Annotated in this window: 2 protein-coding genes, 1 tRNA gene and 1 other annotated feature; of the genes, 1 reads left to right on the top strand and 2 read right to left on the bottom strand. The window is 48.4% G+C overall.

The genetic code is table 11. The annotated features are described in order from the left end of the window. Nucleotides 1-104: 104 nt before the first annotated feature. Entirely contained in the window at nt 105-620 is a 516-nt protein-coding gene (locus RUMCAL_RS11820) for a hypothetical protein (RefSeq protein WP_021683148.1), read from the bottom strand. Between the two features lie 90 nt (nt 621-710). Continuing rightward, nucleotides 711-786: transfer RNA gene (locus RUMCAL_RS11825), tRNA-Ala, on the bottom strand. Between the two features lie 255 nt (nt 787-1041). Beyond that, nucleotides 1042-1267 (top strand) — a binding site (T-box leader). Between the two features lie 54 nt (nt 1268-1321). Here RUMCAL_RS11825 and tyrS point away from each other — a divergent pair. Next, on the top strand, nt 1322-2542 hold the full coding sequence (gene tyrS / locus RUMCAL_RS11830) for a tyrosine--tRNA ligase (protein ID WP_040648132.1): 1221 nt from the start codon (nt 1322-1324) through the stop codon (nt 2540-2542). Nucleotides 2543-2669: the final 127 nt, after the last annotated feature.

A 2669-nucleotide genomic window follows, 5' to 3' on the forward strand; every position in this document is an offset into this window, starting at 1 on the left:
TCGCCAGACGCTCTTTGTGCGGTATTGCCTAAGATACGCTGAAAACAAGAAACGGCTCTGCCGCAGGGAAATTCCTGTGGCAGAGCCGTTTTTTTGTGTGGTGTTTAATGATACGATAATACATCGTGATATGCTGGAAATTGGGTTTCCAAGTATGCGACTACGATAATCATTAACATGAAAATCCATATGCCTGTCAATGACTGCACTTTTATATATCGTTTGATTTTTTCAGATGACTTAGAATATGCAAATATCATGCCTGCAAAGCAAAGGACTAGCAAAAGAATAAGAACTATAAAACCTGAAAAATTGCCGCCGGCAGATTGTGTTCCATATCCCTCTATTATCCAGTTTAACGCTCTGATAGAATAGTGTGTTTGCCAAAAATATTCGAAGCAAAAAAAGGAAAAGGACAGTGACAAAACCCATTTCAACAGAAGCTGCTTCTTACTTTCACTTAACAGCATAGCTGCATATATTACTGCTACAACCAACAAATATGGCAATCGGAATAACTCGTTTGCGATACCGATAATTTCCGCAAGAAATATAGCTGACACTGTAATAACTGACATTGTGGCGGAACATATTATGGTGTTTATCGTTTTGAATTTCATTTTTTCTTCCTAATTATGCATCGCAAGTTTTGATGTAAGAAATGGTATAGAAAAGCCCACCGTAATTCTCTTGGAATTTTGGTGGGTTTCTGGTGGAGCATAGGAGAATCGAACCCCTGACCTTCACAATGCGAATGTGACGCACTCCCAACTGTGCTAATGCCCCGTATGCCTTTATTATAGCACCGGAATGGTGTCGTGTCAAGCATGTTTTACCGCTATAAATGGAAATAGCCGCCCCACTTCCACATAAGGCGGCTATTTTTCATAGTAAGTACTTATGGGAGCAAACCGTCTGCTGGTATGCTCTTTCTATTTCTATGATAGACGATTTTTTGGAATTTGTCAAGTAGGTGTTCTGGATTTTTTACAGAAAAATCCCTTGACAACCGCCCGACAATATGGTATGATAAACACATTATGAAATGCGTAGAGCAAGAGAAGTATCTGCATTCGTGCCGGCACAGAGAGCCCTCGGGTTGGTGGAACGGGGGAGCGTCACCGCAGAGAATACACTTGGGAGCAGGCTTCCTGAAACCGTCGTGCGTAGGGGAGTTCGGGCACGCCCGTTACAGCGTCTTTGAGGTCAGGGCGGCTTTCGCTCTGATAAATTGAGGTGGTACCACGGTGAAAACATCGTCCTCTGGAAAAATAGTTTCCGGAGGGCTTTTTTGTACCCTTCGGGGAAAGAGGGAAAGAACATGACAGTATTTGAAGAACTGAAACGACGGGGCCTGATCGCCCAGATGACCGATGAAAAGGAGATCGAGGAACTGATCAACGCCGGCAAGGCAACCTTTTACATTGGCTTCGATCCCACCGCAGACAGCCTGCACGTGGGACACTTCATGGCACTGTGCCTGATGAAGCGGCTCCAAATGGCAGGGAACAAGCCGATCGTTCTGATCGGCGGCGGCACGGCAATGATCGGCGACCCCTCCGGCAAAACCGACATGCGGAAAATGATGACCAAGGAAACCATTCAGCACAACGTGGACTGCTTCAAGAAGCAGATGAGCCGGTTCATCGATTTTTCGGAAAACAAGGCAATTGTTGTCAACAACGGCGACTGGCTGCTGGATCTGAACTATGTGGACGTGCTCCGCGACGTGGGTGCTCACTTCAGCGTAAACCGCATGCTCTCTCACGAGTGCTACAAGCAGCGTATGGAACGCGGTCTGACATTCCTGGAATTCAACTACATGATCATGCAGAGCTACGACTTCTACAAGCTGTTTCAGGATTACGGCTGCAACATGCAGTTCGGCGGCGATGACCAGTGGGCAAACATGCTGGGCGGCACGGAGCTGATTCGCCGGAAGCTGGGCAAGGACGCTTACGCAATGACCATTACCCTGCTGCTGAACTCCGAGGGCAAGAAAATGGGCAAGACCGAAAAGGGTGCGGTATGGCTCGATGCGGAAAAGACGACACCGTACGAGTTCTACCAGTACTGGCGGAACGTTTCCGATCAGGACGTTATCAAGTGCCTGAAGCTGCTCACCTTTGTTCCCATTGAGCAGATCGAGGAAATGGAACGCACACTGGAGGGACAGCAGCTGAATCAGGCAAAGGAACTGCTGGCGTATGAACTGACTGCACTGGTGCACGGCAAGGAAGAAGCCGAAAAGGCACAGACTGCGGCAAAGGCTGTCTTTGGCGGCGGCGGAAACAATGCGGATATGCCGACCACCGTTCTGAAAGCAGAGGAACTCACCGACGGCGGCATCGGGATCCTGACCTTGATGGTACGCTGCGGACTGTCCCCGTCCAACGGCGAAGCACGCCGGCTGGTACAGCAGGGCGGCGTTTCTGTGAATGACACCAAGGTCACCGACCCCAAGAGCGTGATCTATCCGGAAGCAGAAACCATTCTGCGAAAGGGCAAAAAGGTATTCCACAAGGTGGTTGTGGAGAACTAAGACTCATCTCCAACAGAAAATCCAAGGGCGTTCTGTGGTTGCAGGACGCTCTTTTTATAGCAGGGAAATCAACGCAGAAATACAAATAAAATGTTGAGGCAATACCGCACAAAGAGCGTCTGGCGAC

This window comes from Ruminococcus callidus ATCC 27760, assembly GCF_000468015.1.
Taxonomy (GTDB): Bacteria; Bacillota; Clostridia; order Oscillospirales; family Ruminococcaceae; genus Ruminococcus_C; species Ruminococcus_C callidus.